General features: G+C 69.9%; 22 protein-coding genes and 2 tRNA genes. 5 read left to right on the top strand and 19 right to left on the bottom strand.

All coding sequences use genetic code 11. From position 1 onward, the window contains the following. Positions 1 to 24: 24 nt before the first annotated feature. The 3 genes from OG266_RS29600 to leuS form a co-directional block, all read right to left on the bottom strand. Entirely contained in the window at positions 25 to 870 is an 846-nt protein-coding gene (locus OG266_RS29600) for a DegV family protein (RefSeq protein WP_371549266.1), read from the bottom strand. A gap of 72 nt (positions 871 to 942) precedes the next feature. Continuing rightward, positions 943 to 1674, bottom strand: a complete 732-nt coding sequence (locus OG266_RS29595; RefSeq protein ID WP_371553008.1) for a hypothetical protein — start codon at positions 1672 to 1674, stop codon at positions 943 to 945. Positions 1675 to 1867: 193 nt separating this feature from the next. After that, positions 1868 to 4756 carry a leucine--tRNA ligase gene (leuS, locus tag OG266_RS29590; RefSeq protein WP_371549265.1) on the bottom strand — a complete coding sequence of 963 codons (2889 nt, stop codon included), beginning with the start codon at positions 4754 to 4756 and terminating at the stop codon, positions 1868 to 1870. 416 nt (positions 4757 to 5172) lie between these two features. On the opposite strand from leuS, the gene OG266_RS29585 reads away from it, so the two are divergent. Together OG266_RS29585 and OG266_RS29580 are read left to right on the top strand one after the other, a co-directional pair. Next, positions 5173 to 6480, top strand: a complete 1308-nt coding sequence (locus OG266_RS29585) for a cytochrome b/b6 domain-containing protein (RefSeq protein ID WP_371549263.1) — start codon at positions 5173 to 5175, stop codon at positions 6478 to 6480. Continuing rightward, complete coding sequence (locus OG266_RS29580) at positions 6477 to 8096, top strand: NADH-quinone oxidoreductase subunit NuoF family protein (RefSeq protein WP_266462458.1); 1620 nt, start codon at positions 6477 to 6479, stop codon at positions 8094 to 8096. The genes OG266_RS29585 and OG266_RS29580 overlap by 4 nt, the downstream gene beginning before the upstream one ends. Before the next feature lie 49 nt (positions 8097 to 8145). Here the strand turns inward: OG266_RS29580 and OG266_RS29575 are convergent. After that, positions 8146 to 8218: transfer RNA gene (locus tag OG266_RS29575), tRNA-Ala, on the bottom strand. A gap of 148 nt (positions 8219 to 8366) precedes the next feature. On the opposite strand from OG266_RS29575, the gene OG266_RS29570 reads away from it, so the two are divergent. Next, entirely contained in the window at positions 8367 to 9551 is a 1185-nt protein-coding gene (locus OG266_RS29570) for a glycosyltransferase 87 family protein (RefSeq protein ID WP_371549260.1), read from the top strand. Here OG266_RS29570 and OG266_RS29565 read toward each other — a convergent pair. From OG266_RS29565 to OG266_RS29555, 3 genes are all read right to left on the bottom strand, one after another. Further along, the gene (locus OG266_RS29565; protein ID WP_010986886.1) at positions 9520 to 9753 is read right to left on the bottom strand and encodes a hypothetical protein; all 234 of its coding nucleotides are present in this window, start codon (positions 9751 to 9753) and stop codon (positions 9520 to 9522) included. The two genes, OG266_RS29570 and OG266_RS29565, sit on opposite strands and share 32 nt — an antisense overlap. Before the next feature lie 3 nt (positions 9754 to 9756). Then, on the bottom strand, positions 9757 to 9930 hold the full coding sequence (locus OG266_RS29560; protein ID WP_266462448.1) for a hypothetical protein: 174 nt from the start codon (positions 9928 to 9930) through the stop codon (positions 9757 to 9759). Between the two features lie 69 nt (positions 9931 to 9999). After that, on the bottom strand, positions 10000 to 11364 hold the full coding sequence (locus OG266_RS29555; protein ID WP_266464285.1) for an MFS transporter: 1365 nt from the start codon (positions 11362 to 11364) through the stop codon (positions 10000 to 10002). A gap of 224 nt (positions 11365 to 11588) precedes the next feature. Here OG266_RS29555 and OG266_RS29550 point away from each other — a divergent pair, with 224 nt between their 5' ends. After that, positions 11589 to 12446 carry a helix-turn-helix transcriptional regulator gene (locus tag OG266_RS29550; protein ID WP_329547624.1) on the top strand — a complete coding sequence of 286 codons (858 nt, stop codon included), beginning with the start codon at positions 11589 to 11591 and terminating at the stop codon, positions 12444 to 12446. A gap of 85 nt (positions 12447 to 12531) precedes the next feature. Here the strand turns inward: OG266_RS29550 and OG266_RS29545 are convergent. The 7 genes from OG266_RS29545 to OG266_RS29515 form a co-directional block, all read right to left on the bottom strand. Next, positions 12532 to 12604: transfer RNA gene (locus OG266_RS29545), tRNA-Ala, on the bottom strand. A gap of 106 nt (positions 12605 to 12710) precedes the next feature. Next, the gene (locus OG266_RS29540; RefSeq protein ID WP_266462441.1) at positions 12711 to 13382 is read right to left on the bottom strand and encodes a histidine phosphatase family protein; all 672 of its coding nucleotides are present in this window, start codon (positions 13380 to 13382) and stop codon (positions 12711 to 12713) included. Continuing rightward, on the bottom strand, positions 13379 to 13822 hold the full coding sequence (rsfS, locus tag OG266_RS29535; RefSeq protein WP_266462438.1) for a ribosome silencing factor: 444 nt from the start codon (positions 13820 to 13822) through the stop codon (positions 13379 to 13381). The genes OG266_RS29540 and rsfS overlap by 4 nt, the downstream gene beginning before the upstream one ends. 169 nt (positions 13823 to 13991) lie before the next feature. Further along, on the bottom strand, positions 13992 to 15755 hold the full coding sequence (locus tag OG266_RS29530) for an LCP family protein (RefSeq protein ID WP_371549255.1): 1764 nt from the start codon (positions 15753 to 15755) through the stop codon (positions 13992 to 13994). Positions 15756 to 15774: 19 nt separating this feature from the next. Then, on the bottom strand, positions 15775 to 16542 hold the full coding sequence (gene nadD, locus OG266_RS29525) for a nicotinate-nucleotide adenylyltransferase (RefSeq protein ID WP_371549253.1): 768 nt from the start codon (positions 16540 to 16542) through the stop codon (positions 15775 to 15777). Positions 16543 to 16611: 69 nt separating this feature from the next. Then, entirely contained in the window at positions 16612 to 16776 is a 165-nt protein-coding gene (locus OG266_RS29520; RefSeq protein ID WP_198655517.1) for a hypothetical protein, read from the bottom strand. A 202-nt stretch (positions 16777 to 16978) separates the two neighbouring features. Next, positions 16979 to 17137: a hypothetical protein gene (locus OG266_RS29515; protein ID WP_266462430.1), complete on the bottom strand. Its 159-nt coding sequence runs from the start codon at positions 17135 to 17137 to the stop codon at positions 16979 to 16981. A 95-nt stretch (positions 17138 to 17232) separates the two neighbouring features. Between OG266_RS29515 and OG266_RS29510 the strand changes: the two genes are divergently transcribed. Next, positions 17233 to 18369 (top strand): M48 family metallopeptidase, encoded by a 1137-nt coding sequence (locus tag OG266_RS29510; protein ID WP_371549251.1) that lies wholly within the window; start codon positions 17233 to 17235, stop codon positions 18367 to 18369. Between the two features lie 63 nt (positions 18370 to 18432). Here OG266_RS29510 and OG266_RS29505 read toward each other — a convergent pair whose 3' ends face one another. The 5 genes from OG266_RS29505 to proB form a co-directional block, all read right to left on the bottom strand. Then, positions 18433 to 19500 (bottom strand): hypothetical protein, encoded by a 1068-nt coding sequence (locus tag OG266_RS29505; RefSeq protein WP_266462423.1) that lies wholly within the window; start codon positions 19498 to 19500, stop codon positions 18433 to 18435. A gap of 157 nt (positions 19501 to 19657) precedes the next feature. Next, positions 19658 to 20272: a hypothetical protein gene (locus OG266_RS29500; RefSeq protein WP_266462421.1), complete on the bottom strand. Its 615-nt coding sequence runs from the start codon at positions 20270 to 20272 to the stop codon at positions 19658 to 19660. 143 nt (positions 20273 to 20415) lie between these two features. Beyond that, on the bottom strand, positions 20416 to 21702 hold the full coding sequence (locus tag OG266_RS29495) for a glutamate-5-semialdehyde dehydrogenase (RefSeq protein ID WP_266462418.1): 1287 nt from the start codon (positions 21700 to 21702) through the stop codon (positions 20416 to 20418). A 73-nt stretch (positions 21703 to 21775) separates the two neighbouring features. Next, positions 21776 to 22234, bottom strand: a complete 459-nt coding sequence (locus OG266_RS29490) for a hypothetical protein (protein ID WP_266464278.1) — start codon at positions 22232 to 22234, stop codon at positions 21776 to 21778. A 205-nt stretch (positions 22235 to 22439) separates the two neighbouring features. After that, positions 22440 to 23567, bottom strand: a complete 1128-nt coding sequence (proB, locus tag OG266_RS29485) for a glutamate 5-kinase (protein WP_266462415.1) — start codon at positions 23565 to 23567, stop codon at positions 22440 to 22442.

Here is a 23567-nt window from a genome sequence, read left to right as displayed (position 1 = left end):
GCACCCCAACAGGCCCCTCTGGCCTCACCTGGGCGAGACAACAGCTCCCAGCAGCCCAGGCCCCGTGTGCGCACCGATCACCGCGCCGACCTCGCTGACATGCAGATCCGCGAGACCGGGCACCCGCGCCCGCAACCGGTCCGCGAGAGCCGCGGCCCGGTCGGGGGCGGCGAGGTGGTGGACGGCGATGTCGACCTGGGCGCTGCCCGCGCGGTCGGCGACGATCTCCTCCAGGCGGGCGATCGCCTTCGACGCCGTCCGTACCTTTTCCAGGAGTTCGATGCGGCCGCCGTCGAGCTGCAGCAGCGGCTTCACCGCGAGCGCGGAACCCAGCAGCGCCTGCGCGGCTCCGATCCGGCCACCACGGCGCAAGTAGTCGAGGGTGTCGACGTAGAAGTACGTGGAGGTGCCCGCGGCCCGTTTCTCCGCGGCTGTCACCGCCTCGTCGATCGTGCCCCCCGCCTCCGCGGACTCCGCCGCGGCAAGCGCGCAGAAGCCGAGAGCCATCCCGACCATCGCGGTGTCCACCACGCGCACGGGCACCGGGGCCTCCCGCGCGGCGAGGACCGCGGCGTCGTACGTCCCCGAGAACTCGGACGACAGATGGAGGGAGACGATGCCGGTGGCGCCCGCTTCGGCGACCCTGCGGTAGGTCTCGGCGAAGACCTCGGGGCTGGGCCGCGACGTGGTGACGGAGCGCCGCTTCTGCAGCGCCTGGGCCAGGGAGCGGGCCGAGATCTCGGTGCCCTCTTCGAAGGCCCGGTCGCCGAGGACGACGGTCAGGGGCACCGCTGTGATGCCGTGGCGCTCCATCGTCAGCGGCGGCAGGTAGGCCGTTGAATCGGTGACGATCGCGACATGGCGGGACATGAGCTGGAGGTTACCTGCCGGGGCGCACGGACGGCAGCCCGGCCCCTCCCACCTGCGGCTGGAGTGGCCGGATCAAGTCGTGCTCTCGGGGCGGGGCTTCTTCTGCCAGGGGTAGACGGGCCGCTGCCCCGGCGGGGTGATGGCGGGACGCGTCGGCTCCTCGGCCGTACGGGACTCCGGGCTGTCGGGCCAGGTCTGCCCGTCGGAGGCGGCCGGGTCCGGCGCCGGTGCCTCGGGCCAGGAAGCCGTGGACTCCGGCTCCGTGGTCCAGTGCCGCAGTGCGCCGGCCTCGACGTCTATCTGGGCGCTCAGCGAGTCCAGGTCGTCGTCCGCGAACCGGTGGGCCCGGTCACGCGCGGCCCAGCGCAGCGAATCCGCCGAGTGTGTGATGCGCTCGGTGCGCTGGCGCAGTCCGGGCAGCAACGAGATGAGCGTGCGCCGGTCGGGCTCGGTCTCCAGGCGCTTGAGATCGGCGTCCAGTTCGTGCCCGTGCGCGCTGAGCCGCGCGAAGAGGCCGATGGACTCCTTCAGGGACTCGTCCTCCGTCACGCCCGCGTGCAGCGCGTCCTGCGTGGCCCGCATCGAGGTGCGCAGCTTCAGGCGGAGCTGGGCCAGCTCGCCCAGCGGGCCCGGCTGGGCGAGGGTCTTGGCGCGCAGCGTGGTGTCCTCGACGGTGCGACGGGCCTGCGAGATCGTGCGGTCCACACCGCGCTTGGCGGCACCGACCACCTTCACCGTGGCGTACACGCCCAACACCACGAACAGCAGGAAGAGCAGGGCGATCACTGTGATCACGGCTTCCACCACGCTCCTCCTCCGGCCGGTCGCGGGCAGTTGCCGCGGCACTCTTCAACGGTAAACGCTACGGGCAGGTCCGGAGTTCCAGAAGAACCCCGAACCTGCCCGTAGGGGACTACCCCGACGGCCGCACCCGACATCGTGCGAAGGGCACGGCGGCCGCAGGCCGACGAGGGTCCGCCACCCGCCGGCTTCCGGGCTACGCCGGAACGATGTTCACCAGCTTCGGCGCCCGCACGATCACCTTGCGGATCCCCGCACCACCCAGCGCGGCGACGACCTTCTCGTCGGCCAGCGCCGCCTTCTCCAGCTCCTCGTCGGAGATCGAAGGGGAGACCTCCAGGCGCGCCTTGACCTTGCCCTTGATCTGCACGACGCAGGTCACGGCCTCGTCCACGACGTACGCCGGGTCGGCGACCGGGAAGTCCTGGTGGACGACCGAGTCGGTGCGGCCCAGCTTGCGCCACAGCTCCTCGGCGATGTGCGGGGCAAGCGGCGCGACCAGCAGCACCAGGGGCTCGGCGACCGTGCGCGGGACCGGGCGGCCCACCTTGGTCAGGTGGTTGTTCAGCTCGGTGACCTTGGCGATCGCGGTGTTGAAGCGCATGCCCTCCAGGTCCTGGCGTACGCCGTCGATGGTCTTGTGCAGGGCACGCAGCGTGTCCTCGTCGGCGTCTGAGTCGACGACCGTGACCTCACCGGAGTCCTCGTCCACGACATTGCGCCACAGCCGCTGCAGCAGCCGGTACTGGCCCACCACCGCGCGTGTGTCCCACGGCCGCGACACGTCCAGGGGGCCCATCGCCATCTCGTACAGGCGCAGCGTGTCCGCCCCGTACTCGGCGCAGATCTCGTCCGGAGTGACCGCGTTCTTCAGGGACTTGCCCATCTTGCCCAGCAGCCGGGAGACCTTCTCGCCCTGGTAGTAGTACGCGCCGTCGCGCTCCTCCACCTCGGCGGCGGGCACCGCGATGCCACGGCTGTCGCGGTACACGAAGGCCTGGATCATGCCCTGGTTGAACAGCTTGTGGAACGGCTCGGCCGAGGAGATGTGGCCCAGGTCGAACAGCACCTTCGACCAGAAGCGCGCGTACAGCAGGTGCAGCACGGCGTGTTCGGCGCCGCCGACGTACAGGTCGACGCCGCCGGTCGGCTGTCCTTCGCGCGGGCCCATCCAGTACTGCTCGATGGCCGGGTCGACCAGCTTCTGGTCGTTGTGAGGGTCCAGGTAGCGCAGCTCGTACCAGCAGGAACCGGCCCAGTTGGGCATGGTGTTGGTCTCGCGGCGGTACTGCTGCGGACCGCGGCCGTCGCCCAGGTCCAGGGTGACGTTGACCCAGTCCTGGTTGCGGGACAGCGGGGTCTCCGGGGACGTGTTCGCGTCGTTGGGGTCGAAGGTGCGCGGCGAGTAGTCCTCGACCTCCGGCAGCTCCAGGGGCAGCATCGACTCGGGCAGCGGGTGGGCGATGCCGTCCTCGTCGTAGACGATCGGGAAGGGCTCGCCCCAGTAGCGCTGCCGGCTGAACAGCCAGTCGCGCAGCCGGAAGTTGACGGTGCCCGCGCCGACGCCCTTGCGCTCCAGCCACTCGGTGATGCGGGCCTTGGCCTCGGTGACGTCCAGGCCGTCCAGGCTGATCTCGTCGTTCGACGAGTTGATGATCTTCGCCTCGTACGACCCGAAGGCGTTGTCCCATGTCGAGGTGTCGGTGCCGCGGCCGTCGGTCGGCTCGACCACGCAGCGGATCGGCAGCTCGAAGGCGCGCGCGAACTCGAAGTCGCGCTGGTCACCGGCCGGGACGGCCATGATCGCGCCGGTGCCGTAGCCCATCAGGACGTAGTCGGCGATGAAGACGGGGACCTGCTCGCCGTTGACCGGGTTGGTCGCGTACGCGCCGATGAAGACGCCGGTCTTGTCCTTGGCCTCGGCCTGGCGCTCGACGTCGGACTTCGAGGCGGCCTGCGCGCGGTAGGCGGCGACGGCCTCGGCGGGCGTGGCGTGGCCGCCGGTCCACACCTCGTGGGTGCCTTCGGGCCAGGTTGCCGGCGTGAACTTCTCGACCAGCGGGTGCTCGGGCGCCAGCACCATGTAGGTGGCGCCGAACAGGGTGTCCTGGCGGGTGGTGAAGACCGTGATCGCTTCGCCGTCGATCGGGAAGTCGACGCGGGCGCCCTCGGAGCGGCCGATCCAGTTGCGCTGCTGCAGCTTGATGGCCTCGGGCCAGTCCAGTGCTTCCAGGTCGTCCAGCAGGCGGTCGGCGTATGACGTGATGCGCATGTTCCACTGGCGCAGCTTGGCCTTGAAGACGGGGAAGTTGCCGCGCTCGGAACGGCCGTCGGCGGTGACTTCCTCGTTGGCCAGTACGGTGCCCAGCCCGGGGCTCCAGTTGACGGGCGCGTCGGACGCGTACGCCAGGCGGTACTCGCTCAGGACGTCGGCACGCTCGGCCGGGCTCAGCTCGTTCCACGCGCGCGTGGAGCCGTCGGTCGCCGGTACGGCGCGCTCACCGCTCTCGAACTGGGCGACCAGCTCGGCGATCGGACGGGCCTTGTTCGCCTCGCCGTCGTACCAGGAGTTGAAGATCTGCAGGAAGATCCACTGGGTCCACTTGTAGTAGTCCGGGTCGATCGTGGCGAACGACCGGCGCTTGTCGTGACCCAGACCCAGGGCACGCAACTGGGACTTCATGTTGTTGATGGCCGCCTCGGTGGTGATCCGAGGGTGCTCGCCCGTCGACACGGCGTGCTGCTCGGCGGGCAGGCCGAAAGCGTCGAAGCCCAGGGTGTGCAGGACGTTGTGGCCCGTCATGCGCTGATACCGGGCGGATACATCGGTGGCGATGTAGCCCAGGGGGTGGCCGACGTGCAGGCCCGAACCGGAGGGGTACGGGAACATGTCCATGATGAACTTCTTGGGCTTGGCGACCAGCTCCGGGTCGCCCGCCAGGTCGCCGCTCGGGTTCGGAGCGTCGTACGTACCCTCGGCGTCCCAGAAGTCCTGCCAGCGTGCCTCGATCTCAGCGGCCAGCGCGGCCGTGTAGCGGTGCGGCGCGGCCACCTCGGAGGCGGCAGCGGTATTCGTCTCGCTCATGATCCTCAAAGCTCCATCGATCGTCTCTGCCAGCGGCTTAGGAAATGAAAAAACCCCTCGCACAGGAGGGGACGCCGCGCCGATGCCGACCACGATTCGTCAGTGGCCGGGACTGGTCAGCGCGGCTCGCTAAGCAGAAGGCGTACGGCACGCATGGCGTCAGGGTACCGCAGCCCCCGCGCGGGCCGCGACGAGCTTCCGACGACCCGTCGGCACTCCGTGCCACTCCACGGAATCGTCACAAAAATCTGAACAACGTTCAAATATTACTTCGCGTAACGGACTCTAAGGGACAACACAAGGGCCTCACGGCCCTTAGATAACAACGCAATAACTCAAACGTCGCACTCATAGGTATGGCTCGACTTAGAGTGCGGCTTCGGGACCGCTTCCCCGAACTGTTTGGGAGTAACCCCATGACCCCTCGTCGTAAGAACAGCTCGCTTCCCCAGCCGGGCCGATCGGCTTACGGGGCCCTGACGGCTGCCGCGCTGTTGCTCATACCCGTGGTCGTGCTGGTCGGAGGTGACGGCCTGCGCGACTTCCTCAACTTCGGCGCCGGCGTGCTGTCGCTGGTCGCCCTCACCTGCTCCGTGGTGTGGGGAATCGTCGCCACCGACCGGCTGTTCCTCAACACACGCCAGCGACTGGTCGCGCAGGCCGTGCACAGAACGACCGCCGTGTCCTCGGTCGCCTTCCTCCTGCTGCACGTCTCGGTCAAGCTGGTGCTGGACCACACCACAGTGGTCGCCGCCGTGGTCCCCTTCGGGCTCGGCGTCACGGGCACCAACGGACTCATCGGCTTCGGCTCACTGGCCGGCCTGCTCATGATCTTCACGGCCATCACCGGTGCGCTGCGCAGCGCCTTCGCGTCCCCCGCGCCGATCGCCGCACGCTGGCGGGCCGTGCACATGCTGGCGTACCCGGCCTGGTGCTCGGCCCTGGTGCACGGCCTGTACGCGGGGCGTCCCGCCGCGACCTACGTCACCGTGATGTACAGCCTCTGCCTGGTCTTCGTGGCAGTCGCCCTGGCCCTGCGCTCGTCCTCCGGCCCCCTCAAGCGCGCCATCGCCGAGCGGATCCTCGCGATCATCGGAGAGAACAACCGCACCGGTGGCCGCCTCGCCCGTGAGGATCTCGAGGCATCCCGTGCCGCCGCGGGGGGCGCCTCGCAGCCGGGATTCGCCCCGCGCCCGCGGCAGTCCCTCGAGGACACGTACGTGCCCCAGCAGCGCATGGCGTCCCCCGCCTCGCCGTACGAGGCCCCGTACGACCCGGCCGCGACCAGCGGAAACAACGGCTTCGCAGCCGCCTACCGCGCGGTGTCGGGCCCTCCCGGCGGAGACGCCCTGGGCCCCGACCCGACCGAGCGCTTCCAGATGCCCATGGACATGCAGCCCACAGAGACGTTCCAGCGCGTCGACAACGGAAGCACGTCGGGCAGTTGGCCGATTCCCTCGCCGCCGCCCGTCGGTGCCGCGCCCCCCTCTGCCTACGACCCGCTCAATGACACGGGATACAACATCCCCGTCTATGACAATTCAGCCGCCAACACGTACGGCACGAGTGACGTGTACGACACCGGTGAGTCGAACGATGCCTACGGCACGTACAACCCCAACGACACGTACGACAGCGGTCCCACGACTGAAGTACTGCCAGGTGCCTTCGACGCTCCTGGCTCCGGTGAATCATGGAACGCCCCTTCCGGAGGCTTTAAGTGAACGAGGCCCTACCCGACGTCCCGGAAGTCCGCGTCGTCGGACTTCCGCAGCTCACGTCGGGTTTCGACCTGGTTGAACGACTCGATCTCCCGATGCACCTCAAGGTGCACGGGCCGCTCGAACCCATGGGCGGCGAGCAACTCGCGGGCCTCGCCGAAGCGATCTCCCTGAAGGGCCGCGGCGGCGCGGGCTTCCCCTTCGCCAAGAAACTGCGCTCCGTGGCGGAATCGGCCATCAAGAAGGGCATCCGCCCCGTGGTGGTCGTCAACGGAAGCGAGGACGAACCCGCCTGCCGCAAGGACACGGTGCTCATCAACCGAGCCCCGCACCTCATCCTGGACGGCGCGCTGCTGGCCGCGGAGGCCATGGGCGCCCGCACCCTCGTGATCGGCGTGACCCGTGAGTCCACCCAGCGGTCCATGGAGGCCGCGCTGGCCGAGCGCGGCCTGAGCAACCGCCGCGGATCACCCCTCCGCGCGCGCGTGCAGCGCAATCCGGTGCGCATGGTGACCGGAGCGGCGGCCTCGCTGATCCGTTCCATCGACGGCGGCCCGGCCATCCCGCCCGGCCGCAAGATCAGCGCGTCGCAGACCGGTGTCGGCGGCGCGCCCACGCTGCTGTCCAACGCCGAGACGTTCGCCCAGCTGGCCATCGCGGCCCGCATCGGCCCCGACCGCTACCGCAACACCGGTCTGTACGACGAGCCCGGCACCGTCATGCTGACCGTCTCCGGCGCCGTCGCCCGCCCCATGGTGATCGAGGTCCCGACCGGTGTACCGCTGCGGTACGTGCTCCAGCTCGCGGGCGCCCCGCCCATGCCGCAAGGTGTGCTGACCGGCGGATACCACGGCAAGTGGCTGGACGCGGCGACGGTCAACGAGGCGATCGTCTCGCGCAACAACCTGGACGCGGTGGGCGGCGCCCTCGGCGCCGGCGCGATCCTCCCGATCACCCAGCAGACCTGCCCCCTCGGTGAGTCACTGCGAGTGGCGCAGTGGCTGGCCGAGGAGAGCGCGGGACAGTGCGGTCCCTGCTACCTCGGTCTGCCCGCCGCGGCGCGCGGCCTGGAGGACATCCTCAACGGCGGCGGCCCGGCCGCCCTGGAAGCCGTGAAGCAGGTCGCCAAGGCCGTGAAGCGGCGCGGCGCGTGCTCGCACCCGGACGGCTCCGCGATGTTCATCGAGTCGACGCTCAAGGCCTTCACCGACGACCTCGCCGCGCATGTCCTCGGCAACGGCTGCGGAAGGCCCGTGGAGGGCGTTCTGCCGCTCTTCGAGGGCGGCCAGACCCCGACGGGCATCCCTGGCGGCCAGAACCAGCTGGAGGCGGGTCCTCCCCGCCAGAAGATCTACGTCGACTGGACGCTGTGCCGTGGGCACGGCCTGTGCGCGGACATCCTTCCCGAGGTCTTCGAACTGGGCGCCGACGGCTTTCCCACCGTCGCGCAGGCATCGGTGCCCCGCTACGCGGAGGCGAAGGCCCTGCGCGCCGTACGCCGCTGCCCGGCGCTGGCGCTGCGCCTCGAGGAGGACACCAGGTCCTCCGCCCCGGCGCGCAACAACCTGCCCGTGCTCTCCGAGAAGCGCGGCCGCCGGGCGCTCGGCTCCGGCCGCTGAACACGAAGAAGCGGGCCACCCTGATCGGGTGGCCCGCTTTCAACGTCTGTGGAGCTAAGGAGAATTGAACTCCTGACCTCCTGCATGCCATGCAGGCGCTCTACCAACTGAGCTATAGCCCCTTGTGGTCATGCGGCGAAGCCGCATCTTGACCGTGTCGCCCGGGTTTCCCCGGCGGCGACGCCAACATTACACGGTCCTCCGGGTGCACCACCAAATCGTTTCCGTGCTGTGCGGACAATACGGATATGCGGGATAGTGTCGGCCTTCGTGACCGTGATCGCCGCGCCCCGTGTCCGCCGCCGGGTGCCCGTCGCCCTGGGGGCGTGCCTGCTGTCGTTCGCGGCCTTCTGGTGCGCGCAGCGGGCCGCGCACGTGTCGATGATCGACCTGATGGTGTACCGGGCGGAGGGCGAGACGGTCCGCGCGGGCGGCGACCTCTACGCACTGCGCACGACCGAGGCCCATCTGCCCACCACCTACCCGCCGTTCGCGGCGCTGCTGTTCACACCGCTGACGCTGCTGGACACGGCGAGCATGCGAACCCTGGCAACGGTCGGAAACCTGGCTCTTCTTGTGAGGTTCGTGGCCCTCTCGCTGCGGCTCGTCGGGCACGCCCGCGTGGAGCACGTCTGGTGGGTCTCGGCGGCTGCCGTGTGGTGCGAGCCGGTGTGGACGACACTGCGGTACGGGCAGATCAATCTGCTGCTCGCCGTACTGGTGCTGTGGGACCTGTCACGCCGGCCCGGACACCGCTGGGCCGGAGTGGGCATCGGCATCGCGGCGGCGATCAAACTGACGCCCGCGCTCTTCGCGGTGTTCCTCCTGCTCACCGGCGCCGTGGAGTACATGAGGCGGGGCTCCGCGGGGCCGTGGTTACGGCACGCGCGCGGGGCGGCCGTCGCGTTCGCCGGGGCGACGCTGCTGGCGGCGGCCGTCCTGCCGTACGACTCATGGCGCTTCTGGACCCGCATGGTCTTCGAGGCGGGTCGCGTGGGGCTCGTCGAGGACACCGCGAACCAGTCGCTGCGCGGCGTCCTGGCCCGACTGCTGCACACCACGGAGCCCGGCGTCTGGTGGGCCGCCACGGCGGCTGTGGCGGGCGCGGCGGGCCTCGCTCTCGCCGTGGCCGCGGAACTGCGCGGAGGGCGGGCCTGGGCGGTGCTCGCGTGTGCGGTGACGGCTCTGCTGGTCAGCCCGGTGTCGTGGTCGCACCACTGGGTGTGGTGCGTACCGATGGTGCTGCTCCTCGCGACGGCCAGCCGGACCGCCGCCCTCTGCACGGCGCCGGCCTTCTGCTCGTACGCGCTGTGGTGGGTGCCGCACGGCCCGGGCAGGCTCGAACTGCACCAGACCGGCGCAGAGTTGACCTTGTCGGCCCTCTACGTAGGAGCCGGTTCCGCTTTCCTGGCCCTCGCCGGGCTCAGGCTGTCGCGAACGAATAGAACCGCTTGAGCGTGCAGTGCTCGTCGAGGAGCCGGCCGTAGATCGGCTCGCCCTCCAGTTCGCGGTACGTCTCGATCGGGTCGCCTTTTATGATCAGCGCCCGCGCGCACTCCTCGCACCAGTACTGGTAGTCGTGGTTGACCGGTTCCATGTCGCGGACGATTGGCGTACCACTGCCGCACCAATCGCACTTTCGCCTGTGCGCACCCATCGATCAGCTCCAGCTGTGGCCGCAGGCCGTGCACACGTAGGAGATCCCGCCGTTGTCGCCGAGAACCTGGGCGACATGGACCGATCCGCAGGAAGGGCAGTCAAGGAGAGTTACTTTTCTGCGTGTCTGTGCCGCTTCGAGGAGATCGTCGACCTCCTCGAGGATGCTCGCAGGCATCGCTTCTCCCTCCCGTCGGGCCGCGCCCCCTTCCGGCCGTTTGATTCTGCCACGGCCGGAGCAATACGGTCAGCGACGCCTTCGTACCAGTCCGGACACGGCACCCAGCGTGGCCGTCCCGGCCAGCGCATACATGCACGCGAGGAGCGCGTCCGCAGAGGTATACGCCCCGGGGGCCCCAAGTGACTCAAGCCGGTTCAAGAAGAGTGTGCCGAAGGCCGCGACACCGATCAGCTGACCGAGCTGGGTGACCGTCGCGAGCAGCCCGCTGGCGTCCGCCGCGTCCTCGGCACGGACGGTGGCCAGGGCCTTGGTGAGGGTGGGACTGAAACCGAGCGCGAGGCCCACGCCCACCCCCGCGAACGCCACGTACAGCCACGGGCCGCCGTCACCTCCGTCCCGCAGCACACGTCCGACACCGGCAACGGAGATCGCCGCGAGCGCGAAGCCGGCCGGAATCAGGCTGCGCTGCCAGGACGCGGGCCAGTTGCGCCAGGTCAGACCGACCAGGCCGAAGACCACAGCGGTCGGTGCGAAGGTGAGCCCCGCGCGCAGCGCGCTGTAGCCGAGACCGCCCTGTATGTGCAGCGTGAGTGTGAAAAGGAAGCCGGCGTTCACGGCCATCACGGCCAGTAGCCGGAAGACCGCGAGGCCGACGCCGGGCTGCCGCAACACCCTCGGCGCGATCAGCGGCGCCCCGCCACGTCGGGCGAGGCGGGACTCGTACAGACAGAACAGCCCGAAGCACACCGCGGCCGCGCCCAGCGACAGCCAGGACCACAGCGGCCAGTCCTCCTCCTGCCCCAGCACGAGCGGCACGGTGAACAGCGAGACAGCGGCGGCGAGGAGGACGAGCCCCGGCAGGTCGAGGCCGCGCGAACGCTCGAGGGCCCGCGCGTCGTCCCGCGGCAGTATGCGTCGGCCGACGGCCAGGAGTACGACGCCCACGGGCACGTTGACCAGGAACACCGGCCGCCAGCTGGTGCCGAACAGGTCCGCGCTGACCAGGACGCCTCCCAGCACCTGCCCGGCCGCGGCACCGGTCGCGAGGACGGCCGCGTACGCGCCGAGCGCCCGGGCTCGCGCCTCGCCGCTGAAGTTGCGCTGGATGAGGCTGAGTACCTGCGGGATCATCACGGCCGACCCGGCACCCTGAACCAGCCGGAAGGCGATCAACTCGCCGGTGCCCTGCGCCAGTCCGCAGGCCAGCGACGCGGCCGTGAACAGGGCGAGCCCGGCCAGATAGACACGGCGGTGGCCGAGCCGGTCGCCCAGCCGCGCTCCGGTGATCAGCAGCACGGCGTACGCGATGGTGTATCCGGCGACCACCAGTTGCAGGCCCGCGCCGGACGCGTGGAGTTCGGAACCGATCGTGGGCACGGCGACGTTCACGATGAAGACGTCGAGCAGTGCCATGAACTGGGCCGCGAGCACCACCGCGAGCAGCCGTCCGGGGCGATTGTCAGTGCCAGGGGCTTTACTGGTCACAGGACTTGGACCTGCTGCAGGACCTGGTCCCGAGGGGGTTGTCGTCGTCATGGCATCGAGCCTGACGGCGAGTGGATACGGGTAACGAGAGCCCGCCGATGCTGGTACTGACAGCACCTGGCAGCGGACGGGCCGAGCACGGACGATGGGTGACGGGGGATGTGATGCCGATGAACACGGCACAGCGCCGCAGGCCGGAGCTGGCCGCCTTCCTGCGCGGCAGGCGGGCGCGGGTGACACCCGCCGACGTGGGGATGCCGCCGGGCTTCCGGCGCCGCACACCCGGGCTGCGCCGCGAAGAGGTCGCGCAGCTCTCCGGCGTCGGCGTCACCTGGTACACGTGGCTGGAGCAGGGACGCCCGATCAACGCGTCCGCGCAGGTCCTGGACGCAGTGGCGCGCACGCTGCGCCTCGACCAGCCGGAGCGCGAGCATCTGTACCACCTGGCCGAGGTGCCGTACGAGCCGGATCCCCAGACCGCCGCGCGAGCCGTGGGCCCGCAGGTCCAGAGCATCCTCGACGCCCTCGACCCGCACCCGGCGGTGGTCTACAACTCACGGTTCGACATCCTCGCCACCAACCCCGCCTACCGCGACGTGTTCTTCGTGCCGGGCGCCCTCAAGACCCGGTCGTACAACGCGCTGTGGACGCTGTTCACGATGCCCGAGCCCGACTGTCCGCTGGTGTTCCGGGACACCGAGCTCCCGGTGATGGTGGCGACACTGCGCTCGTCGTACGGGCTCCATGCGGGCGAACCAGTCTGGGAGGACTTCATACGCAGGCTGTCGGAGGCCAGCCCTCTCTTCGCCCGGCTGTGGAGCGTCGGCGATGTGGCGCAGCCCGGTTCGCGGGTGAAGACGTTCCGGCACACGGCGGTCGGTGAGATGCGGATGACGTCCGTCTCGCTGTCGATCCACGGCATGTCCGAGTGCCGGATCGTGGTCTACCAGCCGGACGACGAGGAGACGCATCTGCGGACGGCACGACTCCGCGACCTGCGGGCGGCACCGGCAGCTGTTCAGACATAACTGTCCAGACAACGAAAAACCCCGTCCCCTGACGGGAACGGGATCATTCACCACTGATCTTTGACAACTCAAAAGAGTCGATCTGTGGAGCTAAGGAGAATTGAACTCCTGACCTCCTGCATGCCATGCAGGCGCTCTACCAACTGAGCTATAGCCCCGTGTGTTCTTCCCGCCCGGCGGGGCGAACAAGAAGAACTTTAGCCTGCGACCAGCCGGAAAGTGAAATCCGGTCCCGACGGGTCCGCGGGACCGGACAGGGGCCGCTCAGTCGTCGTCGCCGAGCACCGGCTCCGGCAGCGTGCCGGCGTTGTGCTCCAGGAGTCGCCAGCCTCGGGCGCCCTCTCCGAGGACGGACCAGCAGCAGTTGGAGAGCCCGCCGAGGCTCTCCCAGTGCTGGGATTCCAGACCGAGGAGACGGCCGATGGTGGTGCGGATCGTGCCGCCGTGGCTGACGATCACGAGGGTGCCGTCGTCGGGGAGCTTTTCGGCATGCCGCAGCACCACGGGGGCAGCGCGGTCGGCGACCTCGCTCTCCAGTTCGCCTCCACCGCGGCGGACGGGCTCTCCGCGCTTCCAGGCGGCGTACTCCTCGCCGTGCCGGGCGATGATCTCGTTGTGCGTCAGCCCCTGCCAGACGCCCGCGTAGGTCTCACGCAGGCCCTCGTCGTGGGTGACGTCGAGGCCGGTGAGTACGGAGAGCTCGGCGGCCGTGTCGGCGGCGCGCTTGAGGTCCGAGGCGACGATCACGTCGGGCTTCAGCGAGGCGAGCAGCCGAGCGGCGCGGCGGGCCTGGCCGATGCCGGTCTCGGTCAGCTCGACGTTCGTCGTGCCCTGGAAGCGCCGCTCGACGTTCCAGGACGTCTGGCCGTGCCGCCAGAGGATGACGCGGCGGCCCCGGCCGGGCTTCTTCCCGGCCTCGGCGCCCGCGGCGGTCACCGGAGCTCTCCGAGCTCGGCGGCGTCCTCCGCATCCTGGAGCTTGGCGTGCTCGGCGCCCTTGCCTCGGGTCGCCAGGGCGTCGGCGGGCAGGTCCAGCTCCGGGCAGTCCTTCCACAGCCGCTCGAGGGCGTAGAAGACACGCTCCTCGCTGTGCTGCACGTGCACCACGATGTCGACGTAGTCGAGCAGCACCCAGCGGGCCTCGCGGTCGCCCTCGCGGCGCACCGGCTTGGTGCCGAGCTCCTTGTTCAGCCGCTCCTCGATCTCGTCGACGATCGACTTGACCTGGCGGTCGTTGGGAGCGGACGCCAGCAGGAAGGCGTCGGTGATCGAAAGTACGTCGCTGACGTCGTACGCGATGATGTCGTGCGCGAGCTTGTCGGCGGCCGCCTGTGCGGCGGTCTTGATGAGCTCGATGGAGCGGTCCGTGGCGGTCACTACGCGGCTTTCCGTAGGCGGTCAGTAATGACTCAAGGGTCTCACGGACCGCCGACGACACCCCACGCGTTTCTCCGGCCCTGCCCCCGGCGCCCCGGTACAGGCCGCCGGCCGTCCCCGGGACGGCTCGTCGACCGTCCCGGGGCGGGCGCCCTCTCCCGCGTCCTGTCTACGAGGACGAGGGCTCGTAGTCCTGGCCGAGGACCACGGACACGTCCGCGTTGGAAGTGACCGTGCCCTTCTTCACCGAGGTGGCGGGCAGCCCCAGGGTCTTGGCGACCTCGGCGGCGTTCTCCTTCTGGGCGGCGTCGGCGTATGTGATCTGGGACACGCTCTGGCTGGTGGCGGCCGTGCCGGAGTCCAGGAAGGTGTAGCCGCCGTTGACCAGGACGACGCGGGCCTTCTCGGTGAAGTCCTTGTCGCCGGTGGCGTTCTTGATGCCGACGCGGACGGCGGCGCCCTCCTCCGGGCTCTTCACGGTGCCTCCGAGCACGTCCTTGACCACGCTGTCGGTGGCCTCCTCGCTCAGGGTGCCGTCCTGCTGCACGGGAAGCAGTGCCGTCTTGTAGTCGCCGCCCTTGGCCTGGTCGGCGAGGGTCGCGAGGAAAGTGCCGAGATCCTTGTCGGTCAGCGACGGGTCGAGGATCTGCGCCAGGGTCTGCACGGTGATCGTCGCGGCCTGCGGGTCGGAGGACAGCTTGCGCAGCACGCCCTGCATGACCTGCCCGAACCGCTCCAGCTGGGCGGTCTGGGACTCACCGGAGCCCTGGTAGGTGGCGTAGGCGACGGCCATCTTGCCGCTGAGGGACTGGTCCGAGCCCTTCTTCACGAGGGCCGCCTCGCCCTTCTTGTCGGAGTCGGGGTCCGGCACATCGGCGTTGGTGTCGATCTCGATGCCGCCGACGAGTTCGACGAGGTTGTTGAGGTACGGGGTATCGAGACGCCAGGTGCCCTCGATGTCGGTGCCAAGCACCGTGTCGACGGCGTCCAGGGTGCCGGCCGAGCCGTCGTCGTCGACGGACTTGGCGAGCGTGGTCGTGCTGCCGTCGTCGTCCGTCAGGGCAAGGGAGTTGGGCAGCAGGACGCTGGTGCCCTGCTTGGTGGTGGTGTTGTTCACGAGCAGCATCGTGGAGGTGCCGCTGCCACTTGTGTTGTGGAGGTGGACGACGATCACGTCACGCTTCTGGGCGGCCGCGGACGTGGCGGTGCCGGATTTGTCGCTCGTCGACGACAGGCCGGGGAGCTTGCCCGCGTACCAGAGGTAGCCGACGCCGCCGGTAGCGACCAGGGCGAGCACCACGACCAGGCCGATGATCCGGCCGCGGGTGCGGCGCCTGGCCTCCTCACGGCGTTCGGTGCGGTTCTCGGTGAACTTCAGCCAGTCGATGACGTCTTCGGAGTCGGCTTCCTGCTCCTCGACGAAGGCGAACTGCTCGGTGCCGTAGTCCCGGTCGGCCCGGGGCTCGCTCTTCTCCGCGGGACCCGCCTGCTGCGGGATGTAGGCGGTCTGCTCGGCAACCCGGGGCTGCTGACCGGTACTTGAGGTCTGCCCGGTCCGGCCCGCCTGCCCGGCCTGGCCCGTCTGCCCGTACGGGTCGTACCCCGTCGAGGTCCCGGCGGCACCGGGCGCGCCGGCGCCGTACGGGTCGTAGGAGTCCTGCGTGTTGTAGGTGGGGGCGGGCGGCTGCCGGCCGGTGTCATGGGACGACACAGGCGGCTGCTGACCGGTGTCATACGGCGACACAGGCGGCTGCTGGCCCGTCGCGTACGGGTCGTAGCCGTAGCCCTGCGGCTGCTGCTGTCCGTAGGTGTCGTAGCCCTGCTGCTGAGGCTGCTGGGGCGACACCTGCTGGTACACAGGCTGCCCGAACTCGTCGTAGCCGACGAGCTCGTACTGGTCGCCGCCCGCGTACCCGTCGTATCGGTCGTTCACCGGTGCCCCTCTCGGCTCACTAGCCGCGGTACAGCTCACGCTTGTCGATGTAGCGCACCACACCGTCCGGCACCAGATACCAGACGGGATCGCCCTTGGCGACCCTCGCGCGGCAGTCCGTGGACGAGATGGCGAGCGCGGGTACCTCGACGAGCGAGACACCGCCCTCGGGAAGCCCCGGATCGGTCAGGGTGTGGCCGGGCCGGGTGACCCCGATGAAGTGCGCGAGGGAGAACAGCTCTTCCGCGTACCGCCAGGTGAGGATCTGGCCTAGCGCATCGGCGCCGGTGATGAAGAAAAGGTCCGTGTCGGGGTTGAGCGCGCGCAGGTCGCGCAGGGTGTCCGTGGTGTAGGTCGGGCCGCCGCGGTCGATGTCGATGCGGCTCACCGAGAACGTCGGGTTCTCCGCGGTCGCGATGACCGTCATCAGATAGCGGTCCTCGGCCGGGGTGACCTTGCGGTCGGTCTTCTGCCACGGCTGCCCGGTCGGCACGAACACCACCTCGTCGAGGTGGAACTGCGCGGCGACCTCGCTGGCCGCCACGAGGTGTCCGTGGTGGATCGGGTCGAACGTTCCGCCCATGACGCCGAGGCGGCGCTTGCCCGGATTCGACGGGGCGTTCCCAGGACCGATCGTCAGACGCTTCACCACGCCAGGACTCACCATGTCAGGACTCATCGCACCAGAACCCACCGCTCCACGGGCGATTCCGCCGCTCACAGTGCCGTCGGCCGCGCCGCTCTCCGTGTCACCCGCCGGACCGGTAGGCATGTCCTGCTCTCCCATGCGTGCAGACCCTACCGGCCCGGTCTGTGGGCCCTGGTCGACAGGGGTCCCCGACCGTCCCGGTGGGTGTCAGCGGTCCCGGTTGAAACGCGTGGTGATCCACAGCAGCAGCATCAGGATGAAGAAGGCGCCGCCGCCGGTGAGGTAGGGGCTGAGGCTCTCGTGGTTGCCGCCGTGCTCTTCGCCCTCGGCGGCAAGAGTGACCAACTGTGCGGCGGTGCTGTGGAAGCTCATCTCGGCAGAACCTATCCGGTGTGGGCGGGATAAAGACGTCGGCCCATCGTAAGCGTGGGGCTCGGCCGCGATCACGCCGACTCCGCCGTTGGTGACGCGCGCCGCCCCGGCGACCGCTTACGCCGCTCGAAGCAACGTCGACCGCGAGGACGACGTCAGTCAAGGAGTAGGCCGGCGGTGAGCACGCCGGTCGACGAGAACCTCAGTCGTCCCGCTTGTAGCCGCGCAGCAGGAACCACGCCACAAGGACGGAGCCCAGCACCATCACGATCAGCACGACGCGGAGCAGATTGCCCGCCCCCTGCGTGTCTGCGGCGGCGGCCGCCTCGGTCAGCCGGAAGGCCGCGGGAATGTGCTCCATGGGGATAGCTCCTTACGTGTGCTGCCCCTTGACGGTATCTCCGCCTACGCTGGAGCCCGCTTCGGGGGCACGGCACTCAGAGCATGGGGGAACACATGTCCGATGACAGCCACGAGCAGAACGGGCACGAGAACGTGCCGAGCAGGCAGCGCAGGCGCTTCGAGGGGATCTCCTCGCGGGCGTACGAACACCCGGCGGACCGCTCGGCCCTGGTGGCCCTGCGCAAGCTCAGCGGCTTCGACACGGTCTTCAAGGCGCTCAGCGGCCTGCTTCCGGAACGCAGTCTGAGGCTGCTGTTCCTGTCCGATTCGGTGCGCGTCTCGGACGCCCAGTTCGCGCACCTCAACGCCATGCTGCGGGACGCCTGTCACATCCTGGACCTGGAGAAGGTCCCGCCGATGTACGTCAACCAGGACCCGCAGCCCAACGCGATGTGCATCGGCCTGGACGAGCCGATCATCGTCGTCACCACCGGCCTCGTGGAGCTGCTGGACGAGGAGGAGATGCGGGCCGTCGTCGGGCATGAAGTCGGCCACGCGCTGTCCGGCCACGCGGTCTACCGCACGATCCTGCTGTTCCTGACCAACCTGGCGCTCCGGGTGGCCTGGATCCCACTGGGCAACATCGCGATCATGGCGATCGTGACCGCGCTGCGCGAGTGGTTCCGCAAGTCGGAGCTGTCGGCCGACCGCGCAGGGCTCCTTGTCGGGCAGGACCTGAAGGCCTCGATGCGCGGCCTGATGAAGCTTGCGGGAGGCAATCACCTGCACGAGATGAACGTCGACGCGTTCCTCGCACAGGCCGAGGAGTACGAGGCCGGGGGCGACCTGCGCGACTCCGTGCTCAAGATCCTCAATACCCTTCCCCGCACGCACCCCTTCACCACCGTTCGCGCCGCCGAGCTGAAGAAGTGGGCGGAGTCCCGCGACTTCCAGCGGATCATGGACGGCCACTACCCGCGGCGCAGCGAGGACAAGGACACCTCGGTCGGGGACTCCTTCCGGCAGTCGGCGGCCAGCTACGCCTCCGACGTCAAGAACTCCAAGGACCCACTGATGAAGCTGGTCGGAGACATCGCGGGCGGCGCGGGAGACCTCGGCGGCCGGGTGCGACGCGGCTTCGGAGGCTTCGCGAGCGGTTCACCGAAGGACACGGGCAGCTCGACCAAGGAAGCGCCACCGAGGGACACCGACGAGCACCCCGAGGACGAGACCCCCAACGGAAACGGCTGACCGGAGACCAGCTCAGCAAAGGAGACCGGCTCAGCAAAACGGGCTCACAAGGCGCCCAGAAGCTCAGACCTTAGGCTGCGCGCTGGTCGCCAGTGATCCGCACAGCGCGGTGGCGCTACCGGTCGCGTACGGGTCCGTACCGGCCGGGCCGCCCGCCTTCGCCGTCTGCCCCGCGAGCAGCGGGCGCAGCTGGTTGACCGAGTCCTCGGAGCAGGCGAGCGGACCGGCCTGGACGTAGGAGACGACCAGCTCCGCCTGGTGCATGCGCAGGTCGTCGCGGTCGAAGCGGAAGTGCAGCTCGCGCCGGACGGTGAAGAGCGAGGCGTCCGCCTTCTCGTCCGAGCCCGCCGGCTTCAGCGCGTACACGAAGGTGTGGTCGGCGATGACCTCAAGGGTGTTCGAGTCGAACTCGGCGGCCTGGAGGGTGCCCTGCACACGGATCTTGGGGTCGGCGAGCTCGACACGGGTCGCGTCGAAGCGGACCAGCCAGCCGGTGGGGACGTGCCGCCCGTCGGCAGCCGGGCGGTCGAAGCTCTCGTCGAACTGGTCGAGCTGCTGTGGGTCGAGCAGGATCCGTACGGGCCGGGTGGCGCCGCCGGTGAGTACCTCCGGGTCGAGGGAGGACTCGACGAGGTAGTCCTTGGCGGTGGTCAGGGCGGTGACGACCTGGCTGTCGGAGAAGTGTGCGGTGCGCCGGGAGGCGGGCAGCGTGATGCCTTCGGCGCCCATGCGGAACTGGGCGGCCGGGCTGTTCGTGTACAGGTCCTCGGGGCGCATGGCTCCGGGTACCGCGCCCTGCGGGGCGAGCGGGATCACCGTCATCCGAAGCGGCTCGGGGGGCTGGGCTACGGGGGTCTGGTACGGGTGGCGGACGCCCATGTAGATCGCGGTGCCGAAGGCGACGGCGATCAGCAGGACGAGGATCAGCGCCTGCCGGGAGAGGCCGCGGTGGAGGGGTGGGCGGCGGCGTACGGCCGGGGCGTGGTCGGCCAGGCGCTCCTGCGCGGAGAACTCCTGGAGGCGGGCAGCGCGGACGAACGATTCGTCGAAGACGACGGATCGGTACTCGTCCTCTCCACCGGCGGAAGCACCCTCGGGTGTTCCCCCAGGTGGTTCTCCAGGCCCGCCCATACCTTCAGAGTAGGTCTCCGGGACCTCAGGTAAACGCCCTGCTACACGACAAGTTCTGACAGGTTCTCACCAGAGTCGTCCGAGTATTCGCACAGGGTTCGCCCTGGTGCCGGCAGCGGGGCCGAGCCCGGCTCGTCACGGGGTCGCCCCCGGTTCGTCACGGCGTGCGAGGGACCGCCGACACCGCAGGCTGGGAATAGTCGGCCGAAGCGGAGGGGCTGGTGCCGGTGACCTTGTCCAGGCCTTGCTCCAAGCCCGTCGAGGCGGGCGGCGGGACCTGTTCCTGGCGGTTCGAGGAAGCCCCCCGGTAGACCGCCGCGAAGGCCAGGGCGACCATGCCGATGCCCATCACGAGGGCGAGCATCCAGGCGACGGGGCGTTGCCAGCGGGTGTGTTTTCCGTAGGCTCTGCCGTACGTTCCCGCCAGGCCGTAACGGCCCTGAAGGACCTCGGTGTCGTCCAGATCGTCCAAATCGCGGTCCCGGCCGAAATCACCGCGGGCATCCGGTCCGAAGCCGTCCTCGTAGCGCTCGTCGTCCCCGCGTGCGCCCCGGGTGTGCGCCCGGCGCGTCTCGGCCTCGGCAGCCTCCGCGCGGGCCTGGGCGGCCGAGAGCAGCCGCTCCACGGCGGTCGGCTCGTGGATCGCGGCAGCCTGTACGAAGTCCTCGTCGAAGACCACGGAGGCGAACTCTTCGTCCGCACCCCCGCGGTCGCGGTCGTCGTCGGGCTCCCAGCCGTCGGGAAACGGCGAGCCCCCCACGTCCTCCGGCACGGATCCAGAGTAGACCTGGGGTGTCAATTTGGGCAGACGGTATGGAAATTCATCCGCCTGACGAGACGCGTCTCACGCGCCGCGCGCCCCGTCCCCGCGCCGGACGCGCCCGCACAGCGCCCGTACATCGCCGGGCGGGCGCCTTACCGCCGAACGTGTCCGTCCCCGGTGACGATGTACTTCGTGCTGGTCAGCTCCGGAAGCCCCATCGGCCCCCGCGCGTGCAGCTTCTGCGTGGAGATGCCGATCTCGGCGCCGAAGCCGAACTGACCGCCGTCCGTGAACCGGGTCGAGGCGTTGACCGCGACCGTCGTGGAATCGACCAGCTGGGTGAAGCGGCGGGCGGCCTGCTGCGAGGTGGTGACGATGGCCTCGGTGTGGCCCGAGGTCCACAGCCGGATGTGGTCCACGGCCCTGTCGAGCGAGTCGACGACGGCGGCGGCGATGTCGTACGAGAGGTACTCGGTCTCCCAGTCCTCGAGGGTGGCCTCGACGACGGTGGCCCTGGAGTCCTTGGCGTACGCGAGGACGCGCTCGTCGGCGTGCACCGTGACCCCGGCGTCCGCGAGGGCGTCCAGGGCACGCGGCAGGAACTCGGGGGCGATGTCCTGGTGGACGAGGAGCGTCTCGGCGGAGTTGCAGACGCTGGGCCGCTGCGCCTTGGAGTTGATCAGGATGTCGACCGCCATGTCGATGTCGGCGTGCGCGTCGACGTACACATGGCAGTTGCCGGTGCCGGTCTCGATGACCGGGACGGTTGATTCCTGGACGACCGTGCGGATCAGCGAGGCGCCACCGCGCGGGATGAGGACGTCGACCAGCCCGCGGGCGCGCATCAGCTCGCGTACGGACTCGCGGCCCTCGCCGGGTACGAGCTGGATGGCGTCGGCGGGCAGTCCGGCGCCGCCGACGGCGTCGCGCAGGACGCGGACCAGGGCGGTGTTCGACTCGAACGCCGAGGAGGAGCCGCGCAGCAGCACGGCGTTGCCGGACTTCAGGCAGAGGGCGGCGGCGTCGACCGTCACGTTCGGGCGGGCCTCGTAGATGATCCCGACGACGCCGAGCGGGACACGGACCTGGCGCAGGTCGATACCGTTCGGGAGGGTCGAGCCGCGGACGACCTCGCCGACCGGGTCGGGCAGGGACACGACGTCGCGTACGTCCGAGGCGATCGCGCGCACGCGCTCGGGCGTGAGCGTGAGCCGGTCGATGACGGTCTCGCTGGTGCCGGCCTCGCGGGCGCGCGCGATGTCCTTGGCGTTGGCCGCCACGATCTCGCTCGTACGGACCTCCAGCGCGTCCGCGATCGCGAGCAGCGCGTCGTCCTTCTCGGCCCGCGGCAGCGGCGCGAGGTCGGCGGCGGCGGACTTCGCGCGGTAGGCGGCCTGAGTGACCGGAGACATCGAGTCGTACGGCGAGAGCGTGGTCATGTCGGCAGCGTAATGCTCCGAACGGGTCTGTATCGCCGCTGTCCCAAACTCCAAGACACCCGGCGAAGGCGGCTCAAAAGGGATGTACGCCGACGGGAGTCGCGGGCAGTGGTCCGTAGCCCTCCGCGATCCGCTGGTGGTAGGTCCCGCGGTCGATGACCTCCAGGCCGACGATCTCCCAGGGCGGCAGCTTGGCGGTCTGCCGGTGCTCACCCCACAGGCGCAGCGCGACGGCCGCCGCGTCGTGCAGGTCGCGGGCCTCTTCCCAGTAGCGGATCTCGGCGTGGTCGTTGGCGTACCGGCTGGTCAGCAGAAAGGGGTGGTCGTGGGCGAGCTGCTCGAGACCGCGCCTGACCTCCTTCAACGGTGCCTCGTCACCCGAGACGCTCAGCGTGACGTGCCACAGCCGGGGCTGGTGCGCCGGTTCCCCGCTCGAGTACGTGTCTCCGGCCGCGACGCTGGTCAGCGCCCGTTCCTCGCCCACCGCACGGGAGGCGGCACCACCGCGGGACGCCGCCGCCCCAGGGCGCACTCGTCTCACGACGGCCTCCTTTACGCAATGGTCCGCAATGGTCCAGCTGAATCCGGGGGTCTCCCTGCAACAAAGTTGAGCAGGTGGGGCGCCGTCGCGTGGCGGTTTTACGGAACGTCCCCCCGCGGAGGACGGGCTTTCGGACGTTTATGGGGCAACCGGCACGTCGACGACATGGCGCCGCACGTACGGGTGCACGAGATCGCTACAGGTGCAGCAGCACGAGAGCGTCCCTGTGTACGACTTCGCGTTCGTACTCGGGCCCCAGTTCGCGCGCCAGTTCCCTGGTCGAGCGTCCGATGAGCTGGGGGATCTCCTTGGCGTCGAAGTTCACGATCCCCCGCGCGACCGCCCGGCCCGTGCTGTCGCGCAGTTCGACGGGGTCACCGGCGGTGAACTCGCCCTCGACGGACGCGATACCCGCAGGCAGCAGCGACATGCGCCGCTCGACGACCGCGCGCACGGCCCCGTCGTCCAGGGTGAGCGCGCCCTGCGGCGTGGAGGCGTGCTGCAGCCACAGCAGCCGGTCGGTGGAGCGCCGGCCCGTGGGGTGGAAGTACGTGCCCGTGTCGCGCCCCGCGAGCGCGTCGGCGGCGTGGACGGCGCTCGTCACCACGACCGGGATGCCCGCGCCGGTCGCGATCCGGGCCGCCTCGACCTTGGTGACCATGCCGCCGGTGCCCACGCCGGCCTTGCCCGCGCTGCCCATGTCGATGCCGTCGAGATCGGACGGCCCACGTACTTCCGCGATCCGCGACGTACCGGGTTTGCCGGGGTCGCCGTCGTACACGCCGTCCACGTCGGAGAGCAGGACGAGCAGATCGGCTCGTACGAGATGGGCGACGAGCGCGGCGAGACGGTCGTTGTCGCCGAAGCGGATCTCGTCCGTGGCGACCGTGTCGTTCTCGTTGACGACCGGCAGGGCGCCCATCGCGAGGAGCTTGTCGAGGGTGCGGGAGGCGTTGCGGTGGTGGGCGCGGCGGCTGGTGTCGTCGGAGGTGAGGAGCACCTGTCCGACGCGGATGCCGTGGCGGGCGCAGGAGGCGGCGTAGCGGGCGACCAGGAGGCCCTGGCCGACGCTGGCCGCGGCCTGCTGCCGGGCGAGGTCCCTGGGGCGGCGGCGCAGTCCGAGGGGGGCGAGACCGGCGGCGATGGCGCCGGAGGAGACGAGGACGACTTCCTTCTCGCCGCCGCTGCGGCACTTGGCGAGTACGTCGACGAGGGCGTCGACCCGGTCCGCGTCGAGGCCGCCCGCGGCGCTGGTCAGCGAGGAGGAACCCACCTTGACGACGATCCTGTGCGCCTGTGCCACGGCCTGCCTTGCCCCTGCCAC

Origin of the sequence: Streptomyces sp. NBC_00554 (assembly GCF_041431135.1) — a bacterium.
In the GTDB taxonomy this organism is placed as follows: Bacteria; Actinomycetota; Actinomycetes; order Streptomycetales; family Streptomycetaceae; genus Streptomyces.
This window is presented reverse-complemented; position numbering and strand designations above follow the sequence as displayed.

Excerpts from the sequence above, each read along its gene's own strand:
- OG266_RS29600 (WP_371549266.1), bottom strand. The coding sequence starts at position 870 with ATGTCCCGCCATGTCGCGATCGTCACCGATTCAACGGCCTACCTGCCG.
- leuS (WP_371549265.1), bottom strand. The coding sequence starts at position 4,756 with ATGAGCGAGACGAATACCGCTGCCGCCTCCGAGGTGGCCGCGCCGCAC.
- OG266_RS29585 (WP_371549263.1), top strand. The coding sequence starts at position 5,173 with ATGACCCCTCGTCGTAAGAACAGCTCGCTTCCCCAGCCGGGCCGATCG.
- OG266_RS29565 (WP_010986886.1), bottom strand. The coding sequence starts at position 9,753 with ATGGGTGCGCACAGGCGAAAGTGCGATTGGTGCGGCAGTGGTACGCCA.
- OG266_RS29560 (WP_266462448.1), bottom strand. The coding sequence starts at position 9,930 with ATGCCTGCGAGCATCCTCGAGGAGGTCGACGATCTCCTCGAAGCGGCA.
- OG266_RS29550 (WP_329547624.1), top strand. The coding sequence starts at position 11,589 with ATGAACACGGCACAGCGCCGCAGGCCGGAGCTGGCCGCCTTCCTGCGC.
- nadD (WP_371549253.1), bottom strand. The coding sequence starts at position 16,542 with ATGGGAGAGCAGGACATGCCTACCGGTCCGGCGGGTGACACGGAGAGC.
- OG266_RS29520 (WP_198655517.1), bottom strand. The coding sequence starts at position 16,776 with ATGAGCTTCCACAGCACCGCCGCACAGTTGGTCACTCTTGCCGCCGAG.
- OG266_RS29515 (WP_266462430.1), bottom strand. The coding sequence starts at position 17,137 with ATGGAGCACATTCCCGCGGCCTTCCGGCTGACCGAGGCGGCCGCCGCC.
- OG266_RS29510 (WP_371549251.1), top strand. The coding sequence starts at position 17,233 with ATGTCCGATGACAGCCACGAGCAGAACGGGCACGAGAACGTGCCGAGC.
- OG266_RS29505 (WP_266462423.1), bottom strand. The coding sequence starts at position 19,500 with ATGGGCGGGCCTGGAGAACCACCTGGGGGAACACCCGAGGGTGCTTCC.
- OG266_RS29495 (WP_266462418.1), bottom strand. The coding sequence starts at position 21,702 with ATGACCACGCTCTCGCCGTACGACTCGATGTCTCCGGTCACTCAGGCC.